Here is an 18054-nt window from a genome sequence, read left to right on the forward strand (position 1 = left end):
CCGGCCGTGCCCAACCCGCCACCACCGGCGCCGGCACCCCCCGCCCCGCCGCCGCCCGCACCGGCCCCCGCCGCACCGCAGAAGGCCGACATCGCGGTGGCCTGCCCGAAGCAGGTGCCGCCGGAGATGCCGGACAAGGCGCTGGAGGACGGCATCAGCGGCACGGTGAAGGCCGAGCTGCGCATCAAGGCCGGCAAGGTGGTGGGCGTGCAGATCCTGTCGGGCCCGCGCGTGTTCCATGCGGCGGTGCGCCGCGCGGCCGCCGCCTACGGCTGCACCACGCCGCCGGATGTCGAGCTGATCGCCATCCAGGACTTCACCTTCCACGTCGAATGAGGTGCCTGTCACCTCGCTTCTACCGACTTCACACGCCACGGGCCTGGTGGCCGACGAGAGCGCTTTCAGCGCCATCCAGGACCCACGACACCGGCACCCCTTGACGGGTGCCTCATGACAGGAGACACGACATGCCCAGCCCCCACGTCATCGATCATCCGGCGCCACAGGTCGCGCGCCTTCGTCCCCTGCCGGGCCATCTGCTGTACGCCGGTGTGCTGACCGGCAGCCTGCTGGGCCTGGCCACACCGGTGTGGGCCCAGGCCGGTGACGTCGCCGCGGCACCTGCCGAAGTGGCGGCCTCGGCGCCCTCGGCGGAGCTGCCAGCCGCCCGCCGTCCGGCCGAGTTGTCGCAGGTGGTCGTCACCGCACAGAAGCGCAGCCAGCGCCTGAAGGACGTGCCGTTGGCCGTCAGTGTGGTGCAGGCCGAGGTGCTGGAGAAGCAGGGCCTGCGCGACATCACCGATCTGGCCAAGTCGGCCGCCAGCCTGGAGTTCGGCGACACCAAGAGCGGTGGCGCCGGGGGCAGTGCATCGATCCGCGGCATCGGCACGGCGGTCTTCACCACCTCGGCCGAGAGCTCGGTGGGCGTGGTGGTCGATGGCGTGCCGCTGGGCAACATCGCCAGTGGCGCGCTGTTCGACATGGAGCGTGTCGAGGTGCTGCGCGGCCCGCAGGGCACGCTGTTCGGCAAGAACGCCTCGGCCGGTGTGCTCAACATGGTCACCAAGGCGCCGAAGCTCAACCGCTTCGAGGGCTTCGCCTCGACCGAACTGGCGGCGACCGCGCTCGGCTCGGACCTGGGCAACACGGTGCTGCGCGCCGGCGTCAACGTGCCGCTGGGTGAGACCACCGCCCTGCGTGCGACGGCGCATGTCGACCGTCTGACCGGCGTCTACCACAACGTCTTCAACGGTCAGGACAGTGCCACCACCGGTGCCGGTGCCCGGATCCGCTTCCTCTGGCGTCCCGATGCCGACACCAGTCTGAACCTGATCGCCGAGCATGACCGCTGGCGCGAGAGCGGTGCCGTGTTCTTCGCGCCGACCTCGGCCGCGGCCAGCAACACGGCCGGCAACCATGCGCCCGCTGCCGAGTTCGCCGCCTGCGGCGTCACCGTCAGTCACCGCAACAACGAGGTCTGCTCCGATGGTCCTGAGCAGCGCCGTCAGCAGATCGATGGCCTGTCGGCCCAGTTCGACCGCACGCTGGCCGACGGCCTGGCGCTGACCTCGATCACCGCCTGGCGGCAGCGCCGCACCGGGCCGGACTTCAGCAGCATCGACATGGGCAGCGGCTGGGACAAGGTGCGCTCGTCCGATGGCCGCATCGAGGCCCGTCAGATCACGCAGGAACTGCGTCTGGCCTCGCCCACCGGCCAGACGATGGACTGGGTGGCCGGCCTGTTCCTGTCCGACTACCGCTCGGACAAGACCAACACCACCACTATCCTGCCCAATCCCGTCCTGGCCGCCTTCGGTGTGCCGACGACGATCTCGACCCTGGCCGAGACGGCCACGCGCACGAACTCCGCCGCGCTGTTCGGTCAGTCGACGTGGAAGCTGAGCCCTGCCACCAGCGTGCTGGCCGGCCTGCGCCTGACCCACGACCGCGTGCGCGACGAGCAGACCCAGACCGGCGATGTCGTCTTCAGCAGCTTCGCGCTGCCGACCACGGTCAAGACGGCCGGTGCCACGCTGACCAGCCGCAACGTCTCCGGCAAGATCGGCCTGCAGCACCGTCTGTCACCGCAGTCCAATGTCTATGCGACGCTGGGCCGCGGCTACAAGGGCCCGCAGATCGACAACGACACCGCGCTGTCCAACGGCCAGACGGCCGGACTGGAGGTGCGCCCCGAACTGTCGACCAGTCTGGAGGCCGGCCTCAAGACCAGCCTGCTGGCGCGCAGGGTCGACCTCGATGTGGCGGTCTTCCACAACCGCATCCGCGACTTCCAGGAGCAGAGCTGCCTGCTCAGCGCGGTGGGCGCGCTGACCTGCACGCCGCTGAACGTGCCGCACGTCACTTCGCAGGGGGTGGAGGCCGACGTCCGGGCGCGTGTCACGCCGCAGCTCACGCTCAGCGCCTCGGGCGCCCTGGTGCTGGGCACCCGCTATCCGGGCGGCTTCCAGTTCGACGGTCAGGACGTCGGCGGCCAGCGCCTGCTCTACAGCCCCAAGGCCAAGGTCACGCTGGGTGCCGAGTACGGCGGCGAGGTCGGCGAGGGCTGGGCCTGGAGCGTGGGCGGCGACATGACCTACAAGTCCCGCGTTCGCTACTGCAACACGCTGGACGCCGAATGCAGCTACGGCGAGCACGTCATCGTCGGTCTGCGGGGTGGCCTGCGCAGCCCCGATGACCGCTGGGGTGTCGCCCTGTTCGTGCGCAATCTGACCGACGAGCGTGTGCCCGGCGCCGTGCTCTACCCGCTGCCGGGCAAGGGGGGTGGCTCGGGCCATGCGTGGTCGCTCGGTGCCAATTCCTTCCGCACGGTCGGCCTGCAGGCCGACGTCAAGTTCTGAGGACTGCCGTGAGCCAGACCGTCCACCCGCACGCGGCCCTGCCGCAACCCCTGAGTTCCGCGTCCGGGCCGACGGGCACCGGCATGGCGCCTGGCGCGCCACCGCTGCGCGAGCAGCTGGCCTATGGCCTGGGCAATTTCATGCCCACGGCGGTCACGGCGACCGGCGGCATGGCCATGTTCTTCTATACCGATGTCGCGGGCCTGTCGGCGGCCTTCATCGGTGCGCTGCTGCTGCTGGTGCGCATCGGTGATGCGGTGTGGGACATCGGAGTCGGCCGCCGCGTCGATGCCACCCGCACGGCCCAGGGCCAGGCGCGGCCGTATCTGCTGTGGTGCGCGCCGCTGCTGGCGCTGGCCCTGGTGGCCAGCTTCAGCATTCCGGCCGGCCTGGGCGAGACAGCACGCCATGCCTGGGTCGTGATCGCGTATGTCGCGCTGTGGTGCGGCTACAGCCTGGTCCAGATTCCCTACCAGTCGCTGCTGCCGCTGGTCGCGCCCGATCCGGACCACCGTCTTCGCATGGCCGGTGTCTCCAGCCTGGTGCAGTTCATCTTCGTCATCGGTTGTGCCGCCGGATTTCCGATGCTCAAGGATGCGCTGTCCGACGGCGATCCGGCGCGCGGCTTCCAGCGTGCGGCCCTGGCCTACGCCGGCGTGGGTCTGGCCTTCACCTGGCTGTGCTATGCCGGCGTGCGTGAGCGGGTGCTTGCGCCGCCCGCGTCCACCCGCGGCAGCCTGGGCCCGGATCTGAGGGCACTGACCGGCAACCGCTGCTGGCGGGTCGGCATCGCCGTGCAGTGTGTGCTCGGCGTGCTGATCGGCCTGCCGCTGTCGGCCGGCGTCTACTACTTCACCGCCGTCGTCCAGCAGCCGCAGCTGATCGGGCCCTTCATGGGGCTGGGGGGCATCGGCCTGGTGCTGGGCGTGCTGCTCAGTGACCGGCTGACGCGGCGCTGGTGCAAGCGGCGGGTGTTCATCCTGGCCTGCGCCGCGGCGGCCGTCCTGCAGTGCGGCTACCTGCTGCCGGGCCTCGGCGCGGTGCCGGCCGTCTTCGTGCTGGGCCTGCTGTGCAACGTCTGTCTGGGCCTGAGCGCGCCCATCAGTGCGTCGATGAACGGGGACATCGCCGATGCCGTCGAACATGACAGTGGCCGGCGTGTCGTCGGCACGCTGGTGGCCACCGTCAACTTCGCCTCCAAGGTCGGCGCGGGCCTGGTCTCGGCCATCGTCGGCCTGACGCTCAGCCTGAGCCACTACCAGGCCGGGGCCGCCGCCCAGTCCGATCTCGCCCGCCACGGCGTGCTCGCGCTGATGAGCGTGATCCCGGCCCTGGCCGCCCTTGGCGTCGCGCTGCTGCTGGCGCACGCCTACCCGCTCGACCGTGCGGCGCTGCAGCGCCTGCGCGACGAGCTGGCCCGTCGTCGCGCCCTGCAGGCCGCGGCGCAACCCCACACCCACTGACACCACCATGACCCGCACCTTTCCACCCCAGTTCCTGTGGGGCGTGGCCACGGCCGCCCATCAGGTCGAGGGCCACAACCGCAACAGCGACACCTGGGCCGAGGAGCTGGCCGAGGGCTCGCCCTATGCCGAGCCCAGCGGTGCCTCGATCGAGCACTACGCCCGTTATGCCGAGGACATCGCGCTGATCGCCTCGCTGGGCTTCAACACCTACCGCTTCTCGGTCGAATGGGCCCGCATCGAGCCCGAGGAGGGCCGCTTCGATGCCGATGCCCTGGCCCACTACCGCGCGATGGCCGAGTGCTGCCGTGACCACGGCATGGAGCCGGTGGTCACGCTGCACCACTTCACCTCACCGCAGTGGCTGATGGGGCTGGGGGGCTGGAAGAGCGAGCGCACACCGGAGCTGTTCGCCCGCTATGTCGAGCAGGTGATGGGCGCCATCGGGCCCTGGGTCCGCCGCGTCGTGACCCTCAATGAATGCAACATCGGCGTGCTGCTGCACGGCATGTTCGCCGACATGGGCCTGGTGCCCCCGGTGGGCGTGGATGTGCGCAGCTGGCGCGCACCCGCCTGGCGTGAGCAGGCTGCACGGGCCTGCGGCACCGATGTCGCTCGTTACTGCTCGTTCCAGATGGCGGGCGATGCGCGCGGCGTGGCCACCATCGGCGCGGCCCACCGGGCGGCCCGTGCGGTGATCCGTCGCGTCGCACCGCATGTGCAGGTCGGTCTCTCGCTGGCGCTGTCGCTGGTCCAGTACGAGGAGGGTGGCGAGCAGATGGCGGCCGAATCCTGGCACGGCAACTTCCGCCAGTGGCTGCCCTTCATCGATGGCGACGACTTCTTCGGCCTGCAGAACTACACCCGCTTTCTCTACGGGCCGCGTGGACAGCTGCCGCTGCCCGCCGGCAGCGAGCTGACCGGTGCCGGCTACGAGTACGCGCCCGCGGCCCTCGGCCTGGTGCTGCGCCAGGTGCGCCGCGAGCTGGCGCTGCCGGTGCTGATCACCGAGAACGGCTATTGCGGCGAGGATGACGCGCGCCGCATCCAGTTTCTCGATGGCGCGCTGGCCGGTGTGCATGCGGCGATGGCCGACGGTGTGCCGGTGCTGGGCTACACCTGCTGGACGGCCTTTGACAACTTCGAATGGGTGTTCGGCTATGCGATGCGCTTCGGCCTGATCGCGGTCGACCGTGCGACGCAGCAGCGCAGTCCCAAGCCCAGTGCCCATCATCTGGGGGGCATTGCCCGCAGCGGAAGGTTGCCCGCAGGCGCCTGCCCGGACCCGTTGATTGGGAATTATCATGACCTGGCACCCGACCACCGCTGGCATCCGCCGGTGCCGGAGCCTGGCATCGTCTTCACCCATGTGCGCATCTTCGACGGCAGCGGCCGTGCACCCTGGCCGGGCGAGTTGCGCGTCGACGGGGCCCGCATCACCGCCGTGGCGACCGAGGGCCATCAGGTGCCGCGTGGCCATGCCCGGGTCATCGACGGCCGGGGCGGTGTGCTGATGCCCGGCCTGGTCGAGGCCCATGCCCACCTGACCTGGCCCAGCAGCGTCGAGAAGTTCGTGCCCGGCATGAGCCTGCCACCCGAGGAGCTGACGCTGACCGCTGCACGCAACGCCCGCATCCTGCTCGACCACGGCTTCACCAGCGCCTACTCGGCGGGTGCCCTGGGCAAGCGCATCGAGCCCGCCCTCAAGGACATGATCGACAGCGGTGGTCTGCCCGGGCCACGGCTGATCGCGTCCTCGGTCGAGCGTGAGCCGCCGAACGACGGCATGCTCGATCCCGGCCATGTCGACGAGCACGGCGCCGGGCCGGTCAATGTCGCGGCCTTCGTCGCCGGCTGCAAGGCCATCGGTGCGCAGGCGGTCAAGTTCCTGATCTCCGGCGAGAGTGCGCTCAAACCGGGGGCCAGCCACGATCTGCTCTACACCGAGGAGGAACTGATGGCCGCCGGCGAGGCCGCGCGCACGCACGGCCTGTGGCTGACCGGCCATGCCCATGCCGCGGCGGCCGTCAAGCTGGGCGTGCGGGCCGGCTTCCGTGTGCTCTACCACTGCACCTATGCGGATGAGGAGGCGCTGGATCTGCTGCAATCCGTCAAGGACCGCATCTTCGTCGCGCCCAGCATCGGCATCGTGCAGGCGACGCTGGACGCCACCCCGCCGCCGCACATCGACATGACGCACATGAAGCAGGATGCGTCGCTCGTGCTGGAGGTGCAGAAGCAGCTGGTGCCCGAGCTGCGCAAGCGCGGCATCCGCCTGCTGCCCGGTGGCGATTATGGTTTCCCCTTCAATCCCAACGGCCGCAATGCCAGGGATCTGGAGCTGTGGGTGCGCCACTTCGGCTACACGCCGGCCGAAGCCCTGCATGCGGCGACCGCACTCGGCGGCGAGATCATGGGCCTGGGCGGCGAGCTGGGCCAGTTGCGCGAGGGCTGGCTGGCCGACCTGCTGCTGGTCGACGGGGATCCGACCGAGGACGTGCGCATCCTGCAGGACCGCCAGCGCTTGCGCGCGATCATGAAGGACGGGCGCTGGCACAAGGCCCCGGTGGCGACATGAAGCCAACGCCCGACCTGCTGATCCCCTTGCAGCCGCGGGCCCGGCTGTTCGTCGACAACGACCACGCCGGGGATCCGGACGGCCTGTGGGCCCTGGCCCATCTGCTGCTGTGTCCGACGGTGCGCACCGTGGCCATCGGCAGCGCGCTGCTGGATCCGCGGCTGGCGGCGGCGGCCGGCGTCCCGACGCAGCGCACGGCGGCGCTTGGCCAGGCCGCCGTGGTCGCCTTGCTTCAGCAGTTGGGCTCTCCAGGGCGTACGGCATGGCCACCGGTGCTGGCCGGTGCCGAGGCGCCTGGGCCGGCCCATGACGCGGACAATGCCGCGGCGGCGGCGCTGGTCGACGAGGCGCTGCGCGATGATGCGCTGCCGCTGTGGGTGGCCTGTGGCGGGCCGCTGACCAATGTGGCCGCGGCCCTGCGGCTGGCGCCTCGGATCGCCGATCGGATCACGCTGGTCTGGATCGGTGGCACGCGGCAGCGGCCGGATGCCGACGCCGTGGACGAGGCCACGGAGTACAACTTCGCCACCGATGCCCAGGCCGCGCGCGAGGTGCTGGCCTGCGCCGGCCTGCGCATCCACCAGGTGCCGCGCGAGGCCTACCGCACGTTGCGCGTGTCGGTGGCCGAGCTGGGCACGGCGCTGCGCCCGCTGTCGCCACTGGCCGACTGGCTCCATGGCCGATACCGTGCGTTGCCGCCTTTCGTGCGGCTGGGTGGCAGTGTGACCTTCGGCGACAGCGCCCTGGTGCTGCTGTGTGCCCTCACCGATGCCTTGACCGATACGCCGGGCGCCGCGACCGATGATGGTGTGCGGCGCACCGGTCCGCTGCGCTGGCAGCACACGATGCTCGATGGCCGGCTGCTGCTGGCCGACCTCCAGGCCCGGCTGCGCTTGCAGGCGGCCGGCCTGTCCGATGCCGGATGAACCGATGATGTCTGAACCCACCGCCGAGTCTGCCGCTTCCTCCTTGTCCGTGCCCATGCCTGTGCTGTGGCTGGCAGCCGAGGATGCCGTGGCCCGGGCCGAACGCGAGGCTGGCTGGCACTGGGCCTGGGCCGCTGAAGGCGAGACCACGCCGGGTGACCCTCGCGGCCGTCCCTTCGTCTGGACCTTCACGCTGGCGCAGCCGCTGCACGCACCGCGTCTGAGCGTGGCCGGCCAGAAGGGCCTGCCCGGGGTCTGGCTGGACGGCCACCCGCTGCACGCCAGCACCGACGTGATGAGCGGCCGTGAGTTGCAGGACCTGGACCTGGGACCGGCCCCGCTGGCCGCCGGCAGCCACCGTCTGGCGGTGCTGGTGCGCAGCTTCCACCCCTTCATCGACGATCCGCGGCAGGGCGGGGTCGGCGCGCTGCTGCGCGGCACCGACGCGGACGGCGCACCGGTCTTCGTCGCTCCGCGGCCGACCGACTGGTGGACCCGGCCCCAGGTGCCACCGGCGCCGCCTGCCTCACCCGTGTCCTCCGCGTTACCGTCAGGCCCGGCCTGGTTCGACGTCGACGTGCCGGCTGACGCCGGCTGGCAGCCGGCCGCCGCGCCGGCCGAGCCCATCGACTGGCATCCGGCGCCGGCCCAGGGTGCGCGCCTGCTGCGTCGCGCCTTCCATCTGCCGGCCGCCCCCGTGCAGGCCCTGCTGCAGATCACCGCGCTCGGCGGCTACGAGGCGGAGATCAACGGCCAGCGCGTCGGTGATGCGCAGCTGACGCCGGAGAACAGCGACTTCCGCGTGCGCCTGCTGCAGCAGAGCTTCGATGTCAGTGCCTTGCTGCGTGAGGGGAACAACGCGATCGGCGTGATGGTCGGTGACGGCTTCTACGCCAGTGAGGCCATTGGCCGTGGACGTTATCCGTTCGGCTCGGCACCGCGCCGGTTGTGGGCGCGGCTGGAGGTGAGACTGGTCGATGGCCGCACCTGCACGCTGGCCACCGACGGCCAATGGCGTGCCGCAGCGGCCCCGGTGACCTTCTCCGAGATCTATCACGGCGAGCACCATGACGCACGGCTGGAACAGCCCGGCTGGACGTCGCCCGGCTTCGACGATCGCCACTGGGACGCGGTGTGGGCCGCACCGACGCCGCCGTGTGAGCGCATGCCGCAGGAGAGCCCGCCGGTCCGCGTCACGCTGGAGCGCCGGCCCTTGACCGTCACCCGGGTGCCGGGTGGTGACTGGGTGCTGGACTTCGGCCAGAACTTCGCCGGCATCTGCCGCATCCAGGTGTGCGGCGAGGCCGGGCGCACGGTGACGCTGCGCCATGCCGAGGTGCTGGCCGACGATGGCCAGGTCGACATGCGCAACCTGCGTGCGGCCCGTTGCACCGACCGCTACACGCTGCGCGGTGATCCCCGGGGTGAGACCTGGCAGCCGCGCTTCACCTACCACGGCTTCCGCTACGTGCAGGTCAGCGGCTGGCCGGGCCCGCTGCAGGCCGATGACATCCGCGGTCTGGTGCTGCACAGCGATCTGCCGGTCACCGGCGATCTGCACAGCAGCCAGCCCATCGTGCAGGGCCTGTGGCACAACACGCTGTGGAGCCAGCGCAGCAACTTCGTCGGCCTGCCCACCGATTGCCCGCAGCGCGACGAGCGCCTGGGCTGGACCGGCGACGCCCAGGTGTTCTGGCCGACCGCGGCCTTCAACATGGACGTGCGTGGCTTCACCCGCCGCTTCCTGGCCGACCTGCGCGCCAGCCAGCGTGCCGATGGTGCCTATGCCGACACCAATCCGCCGGCGCTGCCGGCCCACGGTGCCCATGGCTGGAGCGATGCCGGCGTCGTGCTGCCGCACACGCTGTGGCGCCATTACGGCGATCTGCAGGTGCTGGACGCGCACTGGGACTCGATGGAGCGCTGGATGGCCTGGATCGCCGAGCCCAACGGCGACGGTCTGTGGGCGCAGCGCCGCGAGGTCGATTTCGGCGACTGGCTGTCGCTGGACGCGGTGCACCTGATGGACGAGACCACGCCCAAGCTGCTGACGGCCACCGCCTGCTGGGGCCGCATGCTGGCGATGATGGCCGAGCTGGCCCGTGCCAGCGGCCGCGATGCGCGCGCCGCGCATTTCGAGGCCTGGCTGCAGCGCGTGCGCACGGCCTTCGTCGAGCGCTTCGTGCAGGCCGACGGCCGCATCGGCAACGGCAGCCACACGGGCGCCATCCTGTCGCTGGCCTTCGGCCTCGTGCCCGAGGCCTTGCACCCGGCCGCGGCCGACCATCTGGCGGCCGACATCCGACGCCGTGGCACGCTGCTGAGCACCGGCTTCCTGGGCACGCCGTTCAGCCTCGACGTGCTGGCCGACCATGGCCATGCCGACCTGGCCGTCGACCTGCTGCTGCGCACCGAGTTCCCCAGTTGGGGCTACATGGTGGCGCGCGGCGCGACGACGATCTGGGAACGCTGGAACGGCGACACCGGTGATCTGGCCATGAACAGCTTCAACCACTACGCGCTGGGTGCGGTCACCGGCTTTCTCTACCGCCGGGTGGCTGGCATCGAGGCCGCGCAGCCGGGATTCGCCGAGCTGGTGTGCCGGCCGCTGGCCGATCCACGCCTGGGTGAGGGACAGGCCCGGCACGACACCGTGCGTGGCCGCATCGAGACCCGCTGGGGTGTGGGCGGTGACGGCCACTGCTGGCACGAGATCACGCTGCCCGAGGGCCTGCCGGCGCGGCTGTGCCAGGCCGACGGTGGCTGGTCACGGTTGAGCGGCGGCCGTCACCGCTGGATCAGCCGTCGGGCGCCCGGCGGTCGCAGCGCCTGAACGGCGCCGGGCCCCTCAGGCCATCGCCACCTGATTGCGCCCGGCCCGCTTGGCGGCATAACAGGCGGCATCGGCGTCCCGAAGGGCCTGGTCGATGGTCCGGTCCTGCAGGTCGGCGATGCCGATGCTGATGCCCACCGTGTGGCGGCGGCCGTCCCAGTCCAGGGTGTAGGCGGCCACGGCTGCGCGCAGGGCTTCGGCCCGCGCGTGGGCAGCCTGTGGCGTGCAGCCGGACAGCAGCAGGGCGAACTCGTCGCCGCCGAGGCGGGCCACGCTGTCGCCCGGTGTCACGGCGCTGCGCAGCAGCTGGGCCACGCCGCGCAGCAGGGCATCGCCCGCCGCATGGCCGCTGCTGTCGTTGACGGCCTTGAAGCGGTCGAGGTCGGCCAGCAGCAGGCAGTCGCTGGCCGGCCGGGTCTGGCAGGCCTTCAGCAGCTGGGCCTCGAAGCCGCTGCGGTTGAGCAGGCCGGTGAGTCCGTCGTGGCTGGCGTCCCAGTGCAGGCGGTCGCGCTGGGTGCGTTCCGCCGTCACGTCGGCGACGACCCAGATCGTGGCCTGAGGGGCCTCGGGTGCCTGGCCGTCGCCGATCGGCCGGGCCCGCAGCCGCGCCCAGAACACGCTGCCGTCGTCGCGGCACAGGCGCTGTTCGGTGTCCAGCGGGCCCTGGTGCACGAAGGGCAGGCCGGGCTCGTCCGTGCCCCGCAGCAGGTGCAGCGGCTGGCCGACCACCTGCTCGGGCCGCAGACCGAACAGCTCGCCGAAGCGGACGCTGACGTGGCGGAAGTGACCGTCGCGGGCCAGCGCCAGGCCGACGTCGGCCTGGTCGAGCACGGCCTGCATCTCCAGGTGCTGTTCGTGGCGCAGCCGGATCAGGCGCTGGAAAGCGTCGGACATCTCGCCGAGCTCGCCGCGCATCGTCGGCCAGGCGGCTTCGGCCTCGCGCCGGTCGTCGAGCATGCGCAGTGCGCGGTCGCGCAGCTGGCCGATCGGGCCCACGGCCCGCCAGGCCACCAGGCCTGCCAGCAGGGCGGCCAGCGCGCCGGCCACCAGCGCGGCGGTGCGCGCGGTGCGCTGGGCCGCGGCCAGCGGCGCCAGCGCCAGCGTGTCGGGCAGGACCCGCACCAGCAGCCAGTCCGACAGCGGGATGCCGGCCTGCGACACCAGGTGGGCGTCGCTGAACGTGGCCTGGCCGTCGGTGTCGATCGGGGCGCCGTCGGCCTGCCAGCGGGCATAGGCGGTGGCCAGGCCGGGTTCGTCCCGGGCATGGCCCAGCACCCGGTGGACGTCACTGTGTGACAGCACCTGACCGCTGCGGGTGATCACCAGATCGCGCACCGGACCCCCGGCCTGTGTCAGCGGCTGGCTGAACAGGCTGTTGCCCTGCAGCTTGAGCACCCCGCCGATCACGCCCAGATGAGCCCCGTTGCCATCGACCACCGGCAAGGCCAGCACCACGATCGGTTCCCGGCTGATGCGGCTTTGCAGCGGCTCGGAGACCACGGCCTGGTCGCCGGCCATCGCGGCGCGGAAATAGGCGCGGTCGCCGATGTTCGGCAGATCCGGCGTCAGCCGCCCGCCGGCCATGCGGGCCAGGATGCGGCCCTGGGGATTGGCGACGAACAGGGTGTCGAACTGCGCGTGCAGGGCGGTCTGGCCCAGCAGCAGACGGCCGAGGGCCTCGGCATCGCCCCAGCGCCCCGCCGGGATCTGCTGGCTGAGGCCCTGCAGCGTGTCGCGCAGGGTCTCCAGCTTGGTCGACAGCAGGGCGGCGGTGCGCTGGCGGTCCTGCCGTTCGCCGTCGAGCAGACGGGCGCGCAGCGCGTCCTGCGAGACGGCCAGCGCGGCGGTCACCGAGCCGAAGGCGGCGGCCAGGGCCGCGACCACGGCCAGGGCCACGATCTGGAACTTCAATGAGCCGCACAGGCGTCCGAGCATGGTCGCGGAGAAAGCGGATGGACAGGGGCGCGCGATGGCGGGAGCGGGACCGGGGACAGGGCGGGCGGAGCGGGTCCGTTCAGGCCGGCTGGCCGATCTCGTGCGGCGGCGGTGCCGGTGAGGGCTGGACCGGCGAGCCCTCGGCGCCGGCCATGCGCCAGGCATCGTCGGCCATGGCCAGCACGGTGTCCAGCCCACCCCAGGTCTGCGCCAGGGATTCGGCGGCCAGCAGGTCGTGGCGCTCCAGCGCGTGCATCAGGGCCAGGTGGCGCAGCCAGGGGCCCTCGCGCTCGCGCAGGGCCTGCACCGCGGCCTCGGGCAGGGCCAGCTGGCCCAGCGCCTCATCCAGGCTGCACTGCAGCAGCAGCGGCAGCATCGACGCCAGCCCCAGCAGGTACAGCCCGCCCGGATCGCCCTGGCCCTCGCGGGCGCCCAGCAGCTCCAGCAGACGGGCGCGGGCCAGCGCGGTGGCCTGCAGGGCCAGGCCGGCCGGCCGTGGCGGCGACAGGCGGACCAGCGCCTGCGAGGCCCAGCGGTAGATCTGGCTGCGGCCCAGCAGCGCGACGGCCTGCTCGATCGAGGCCACCGGCTGGCCGTCATGGCTCATGCCCGCGCTGTTGATCCACGCCAGCAGGCGCAGGCCGAGCGCGGCGTCGGACTTGATGTCGGCCACGATCAGGCCCGGGTCGTCGTCGCGCACCAGGCGGTTGATCAGCCGCATCAGCAGCCGGGCCTGCGGGGGCAGGGCCTGGACGCGTGAGTTCTGGCCGCTGCCGGGGGTGGGCACGCATCCCGACATCAGCACGGGTGGCACCAGCAGTTCCTCCAGCAGGTCGACGTCGGGCAGGTCCAGCAGCACGAAGCCGACGCCGGGCCAGTCGGCGAGCACCTCGCGCATCGCGGTGCGCCAGGCGTCGGCGCTGGCGAGCCGTGCGGGCGGATCGGGCAGCAGCGCGAAATCCGGTGTGCCGGCGGGCACGGCCGGATCGCCGGGCCGTGCCGGACGCCAGCCGACGAGCACGCCCACCGCCCGCAGGCGGCCGACCAGATCGGTCAGGCCGGCGCGCTGGGTCCAGTCGGGGTCGGCCCCGAGCACCAGATGCATGCCGGCGGCCAGCGTGCCCTTGTCCAGGTGCCAGGCCAGCCAACCCGCGGGCAGTTCGGCCAGCGGCTGCAGACCTTGTTTGAGGGTCAGTCGCATCGCGCCCAGCAGGTTGCCGGTGCGCGCGGCGGTCACCGGATCGACCTGTCCGTCCGGCAGGCGGCAGGGCAGCAGGCCGGCGGCCTGGAACTCGAAGCCGGCCAGCCGGCCGCTGACATGCACCAGCGGTCGGCGCGCGCCGAGCCCGGGCGGAGCCGCCCGCGCGTCGATGCGCGCGCGCTCGGCCGCGGCCGGCCGTGCAGGACGGGCCGCCGCCCCCGGTGCCAGGGCGAGAGCGGGCGGAGGCGCGTCACGGCGTGTCAGCCGGGCGAGCAGGGAGCGCAGCAGGGACCACATGCAGCGAGCCTAAGCCCGTGCCGCAGCGGGTGATCGGCCGATCAGCCCGCGCCGGGTGCGGCAGCTTCGCCGATGGGCGCATCCGGCGCCGTGGGCGGCCCGGGCAAGTCGGGCGCCTCGGGTGAGGCGGGCGGCAGACCCTCAGCCGACGGGCCGGGCAGGGGGCGTGGCGGGGGCAGCTCCGCCGGTGCCTCGTCGAGCAGGCGCCGGTAGCGGGCCATCACGCCGGGATCGATGATGCCCAGGCGGCGGGCCAGCTGCTCGGGCGGCCAGCCGCCGCGCAGGCGCTGCAGTGCCCAGGTGTGGCGCAGCCGGAACGATCCGCCGTCCTGGCGGGCGATGCCGGCGGCCGTCAGCACCCGCCGCCCGGCGGTGAACTGTGCGACCTTGCCCCAGGGCTTGCCGCTGCGGGTGCTCGGAAACAGCCCGTCGCCCCCCAGCCCTTCGCGGGCGCGCCGCTGCAGCCAGTGCGCCAGCAGGGCGGTGGCCAGCGGCTCGTCCAGGGGTACCTCGTAGGCCGGCATGCTGCCGTCGGCCGGCACCTGGATGCGCAGCGGATGCAGGCTGGCGGCGCGGCAGTCGACGTCGGTCACCCGCAGGGCGCGCACGGCGCCCGGGCCCAGGCCGGCCAGCAGCTGCAGTGCGCAGGCCGTGGCGTCACGCAGGCTCTGCCAGCGCTCGGGCAGGGGGGCCGCGGCGCTGCGGCGCCCGGCCGGCGGCAGGTGGACCTCGTCGGCGCAGGCCTGCAGCCACTGGGTCAGGCGCAGGCAGTCGTCGTGCGGCAGGTAGTCGGGCGGCTCCTGTGCGGCCGAGCGCTGCGATTCACGCAGGGCCGGGTCGCGCCGCATCAGGTCGGCCACGCCGGGCGGGCTCAGTTGCTCCAGACGTGCGGCCTGATGGGCCTGCACCCGCTGCACCAGACCGAGCAGCCGGGCGCGGTAGCGCAGCGTCAGCGGCTCGTCGGGCCCGGCCATGCCTTGGCGGGAATCCAGATAACGCAGCAACAGAACCGCATCCAGCTGCATCACGCCGGGGGCCGGCTGCTGCCCGGCAGCCCATTGCGACAAGGCCCACCACATGGCCTGGTAGACCGCCAGCGAGCCTGGACGGCTGAGCTGGCGGATCTGCTGGGCATGGGCCAGCCAGTCCTCGAAGGGCAGGATCAGCGCCTGCTGGGCCGGTGGCAGGTCCGCCAGCGCACGTGGCGGGGCCACCAGGGCGACGGACGGGCGCCGTGCGCCGGCGGGGCCCGGCGGCGCAGCGGGAGGGGACGACGGGGCCCCGATGGGGGCGGCGGCAGGATCGACCGGCATCCGGTGATTGTCGGTCCACGGCGGGCCCGGCCCGCACGTGGGTTCAGCGGCCGGTGGCGTTCAGCAGGCCCATCAGTGCGCTGTCGGTCTGGCCGGCGTCGGCCGTGCCCTGGCGGCTCACCGTGCGCGCCGGGGTGCTCACCGGGCGATGGGCCAGCGCGCTGCGCGTGCGGCTCAGGCGGGCGGCGCTGCGCCAGGCGGCGATGCGCCGGCCGACCCACAGTTCGAGCCAGGCGGCCAGGATCACGCCGAGAACCACGACCCCCGTCGCGATGGCGGCGGTGGCCCAGGAAGCTTGCAGATCGGAAACGGGATACGACATGGGATCACGCGGTGGTTGAGGAGACCGGCCCGTGCAGGGGACGGCAGGAAGACTGTCGACGCTTCATCAGACCCGGGACATCCCTAGACGGCCCGTCCGCATCCTTCCGTGACCTTGATTGCACGCCATATACGCGGGCTTCAGATCGATACAGATGCGGGTGACGGGTGTCGCTACCGGATGCCCTGAAGCGTAGACCATGGACGCTCATCTTGCGCGATGGGTGGCCGCGTCCGTCGTGACATGGGCCACGTCCGCCGCGGCTGCCCCCCGTGGATCGGGGGGAGGGGCCTCGGTGGCCGCGGCCGTGGTCGCGGACGGCCCGTCCTGACGGCCGATCCAGCGCACCGGCTGCGTGCGCTGCACGCGGGCCCGCAACTGGCCGCAGCCGCCGTCCACGTCCTGCGCGGCCGAGCGGCGCAGCTTGGTCAGCACGCCGCGGCGGTGCAGGCGGCGGGCCATCTCGGCGGCGCGCTCCATGTCGGGCCGCTGCCAGGGCAGGGACTCCACATGGTTGTAGGGGATCAGGTTGAGCATCAGGCGCCGGCCGGCCAGCAGCGTGGCCAGGGCCTCGACCTCGTCGTCACCGTCATTGACGCCGTCGATGAGCGTCCACTGCACCAGGCCGGGGTAGCCGGTGGCGCGGGCCCAGGCGTCGGCCCGTTCGATCAGGCGCTGCGGGCTGATCGGCGGTGCCTTGGGCAGCAGGCGCTCGCGGGTGGCCGCATCGGTGCTGTGCAGCGAGACGGCCAGCGCGGGCTTGACGGCGCCGGCGGGCAGCGCCTCCAGCGCGTCGAACAGGCGCTCGTCGCCGACCGTCGAGATGACGAGGTTCTTGTGGCCGATGCCGCCCACGGTGCCGAGGGCCTGCACCGCCTCCAGCACCGCCTCCAGGTTGTGGGCCGGCTCGCCCATGCCCATGAAGACGACCTTGGTGACGGCGCGCCGCGTGCGGGCGGCGGCCACCTGGGCGACGAGCTCGGCGCTGCCGAGCTGGCGCTGCAGGCCGCCGGTGCCGGTCATGCAGAACACGCAGCCCACCGCGCAGCCGACCTGCGAGCTGATGCACAGCCCGTCGCGCGGCAGCAGCACGGCCTCGACCATCTGGCCGTCGGCCAGATCGAGCAGCAGCCGGGTGCCGTCCTCGCCGGGATGCTCGGAGCGCAGGCGGGCGAGGCCGGCCAGCTCGGTCTCGAGCGCGGGCAGGGCGTCGCGCAGGCGCTGCGGGAAGAAGTCCTCGATCGACCGCTTGCCCGCGGACGGCGGACGTCCCATGGCCCAGTTGCGCAGCACCCGGCGCTCGTGCAGCGGGGCGGCGCCGAGCTCACGCAGGCGGTGGCGCAGGTCGGTCAGGTGCATGGGATGAGCGAGGGATCGGTTCCAGGGGCAACCCGGGATTGTCGGCGATGACGCGGGTGTTGCCGCCGATCTGGATCAGGTGATGCGCACCGGGGCGCCTCACGGCCCTGGCGGCTTCAGCGCAGCAGGTAGCCCAGCACCACGTCGCGGATGTGGGAGATGCGCTCGGTCAGGGCCTTGGGGCTGTCGGTGGGGCGGCCGAAGATGACGGCCAGGGTGTGGCGGTTGGACAGGTAGAAGTAGCTCAGGCCGGCGATGGTGATGTAGAGCTGCTGGGGGTCGACGCCGCCGCGGAAGACGCCTGCGGCGCGGCCGCGTTCGAGGACGCCGGCGAGCATCTCGATGACGGGGGAGTTGAGCTCGCGGATGCGGCCGGAGGCGGCCAGGTGGCGGGCCTTGTGCAGGTTCTCGCTGTTGATGAGGGCGATGAACTCGGGGTGGTCGAGGTGGTACTGCCAGGTGAACTCGACGAGGCGGGTGATGGCGTCGACGGGGGGCAGGCTGTCGAGGGCGAGTCCGGCTTCCTGGCCGCGGATGTCGGCGTAGACGCTTTCGAGGGCGGCGAGGAAGAGGGCGTCCTTGGTCTTGTAGTAGTAGTAGACGAGCTTCTTGTCGACGCCGGCGCGGGCGGCGATGTCGTCGATGCGGGTGCCGCCGAGTCCGGTCTCGGTGAAGGCGTCGCGGGCGGCGGCCAGGATGGCCTGGCGGGAGCGCTCGGCGTCTCGGGTGCGGGGCGCGGGGGGCGTCGTCGTCGGCTCGGTCGCGGCGTCGGGCATGCGGGCGGCTGGGGTGGGTGGGCTGGGGGGCGGGCTGGGCTGCGATGGATTATCGGCAGGGGTCGGGTGGTTGGGCTGGGCTGTGGTGCTGGGCGGTCTGCGCGGGGTCGAGGGCGTGACGGGCCCGGATGCCTCCGTGTCCCCCGGCGCCCTGCGGGCGCCTCCTCCTTGACCTGCGGCATCCGGGCCCGCC

12 protein-coding genes are annotated in these 18054 nt (G+C 72.5%); 6 read left to right on the forward strand and 6 right to left on the reverse strand.

Features of this window, described 5'->3' with window-relative positions; translation table 11 throughout:
- The 6 genes from AACH11_RS24430 to AACH11_RS24455 form a co-directional block, all read left to right on the forward strand.
- A partial coding sequence (locus AACH11_RS24430; RefSeq protein ID WP_479725260.1) for an energy transducer TonB occupies nucleotides 1–336 on the forward strand: 336 nt, incomplete at its 5' end.
- A 131-nt stretch (nucleotides 337–467) separates the two neighbouring features.
- The gene (locus tag AACH11_RS24435) at nucleotides 468–2858 is read left to right on the forward strand and encodes a TonB-dependent receptor (protein WP_341376903.1); all 2391 of its coding nucleotides are present in this window, start codon (nucleotides 468–470) and stop codon (nucleotides 2856–2858) included.
- Between the two features lie 8 nt (nucleotides 2859–2866).
- Nucleotides 2867–4321 carry an MFS transporter gene (locus AACH11_RS24440; protein ID WP_341376904.1) on the forward strand — a complete coding sequence of 485 codons (1455 nt, stop codon included), beginning with the start codon at nucleotides 2867–2869 and terminating at the stop codon, nucleotides 4319–4321.
- A 7-nt stretch (nucleotides 4322–4328) separates the two neighbouring features.
- Nucleotides 4329–6899 carry a family 1 glycosylhydrolase gene (locus AACH11_RS24445; RefSeq protein ID WP_341376905.1) on the forward strand — a complete coding sequence of 857 codons (2571 nt, stop codon included), beginning with the start codon at nucleotides 4329–4331 and terminating at the stop codon, nucleotides 6897–6899.
- The gene (locus AACH11_RS24450; protein ID WP_341376906.1) at nucleotides 6896–7825 is read left to right on the forward strand and encodes a nucleoside hydrolase; all 930 of its coding nucleotides are present in this window, start codon (nucleotides 6896–6898) and stop codon (nucleotides 7823–7825) included. Before AACH11_RS24445 ends, AACH11_RS24450 begins: the two co-directional genes overlap by 4 nt.
- A 55-nt stretch (nucleotides 7826–7880) precedes the next feature.
- A complete protein-coding gene (locus AACH11_RS24455) occupies nucleotides 7881–10658 on the forward strand; it encodes an alpha-L-rhamnosidase (protein ID WP_341376913.1) in 2778 nt (925 codons plus the stop codon).
- Nucleotides 10659–10673: 15 nt separating this feature from the next.
- Here the strand turns inward: AACH11_RS24455 and AACH11_RS24460 are convergent, their stop codons facing one another.
- The 6 genes from AACH11_RS24460 to AACH11_RS24485 all read right to left on the reverse strand — a co-directional run bounded on the left by AACH11_RS24460 (nucleotide 10674) and on the right by AACH11_RS24485 (nucleotide 17861).
- On the reverse strand, nucleotides 10674–12593 hold the full coding sequence (locus AACH11_RS24460) for a sensor domain-containing diguanylate cyclase (protein WP_341376907.1): 1920 nt from the start codon (nucleotides 12591–12593) through the stop codon (nucleotides 10674–10676).
- A 79-nt stretch (nucleotides 12594–12672) separates the two neighbouring features.
- Nucleotides 12673–14091, reverse strand: a complete 1419-nt coding sequence (locus AACH11_RS24465) for an HDOD domain-containing protein (RefSeq protein WP_341376908.1) — start codon at nucleotides 14089–14091, stop codon at nucleotides 12673–12675.
- Nucleotides 14092–14132: 41 nt separating this feature from the next.
- Nucleotides 14133–15305, reverse strand: coding sequence for a tyrosine-type recombinase/integrase (locus AACH11_RS24470; protein ID WP_341376909.1), 1173 nt, complete (start codon nucleotides 15303–15305; stop codon nucleotides 14133–14135).
- Between the two features lie 142 nt (nucleotides 15306–15447).
- Complete coding sequence (locus AACH11_RS24475) at nucleotides 15448–15726, reverse strand: hypothetical protein (protein WP_341376910.1); 279 nt, start codon at nucleotides 15724–15726, stop codon at nucleotides 15448–15450.
- Between the two features lie 207 nt (nucleotides 15727–15933).
- Nucleotides 15934–17085, reverse strand: a complete 1152-nt coding sequence (locus AACH11_RS24480) for an RNA methyltransferase (protein ID WP_341376911.1) — start codon at nucleotides 17083–17085, stop codon at nucleotides 15934–15936.
- Between the two features lie 116 nt (nucleotides 17086–17201).
- Entirely contained in the window at nucleotides 17202–17861 is a 660-nt protein-coding gene (locus AACH11_RS24485) for a TetR/AcrR family transcriptional regulator (RefSeq protein WP_341376912.1), read from the reverse strand.
- Nucleotides 17862–18054 lie beyond the last annotated feature (193 nt).

Source organism: Pseudaquabacterium rugosum, from assembly GCF_038066575.1.
Taxonomy (GTDB): Bacteria; Pseudomonadota; Gammaproteobacteria; order Burkholderiales; family Burkholderiaceae_C; genus Pseudaquabacterium; species Pseudaquabacterium rugosum.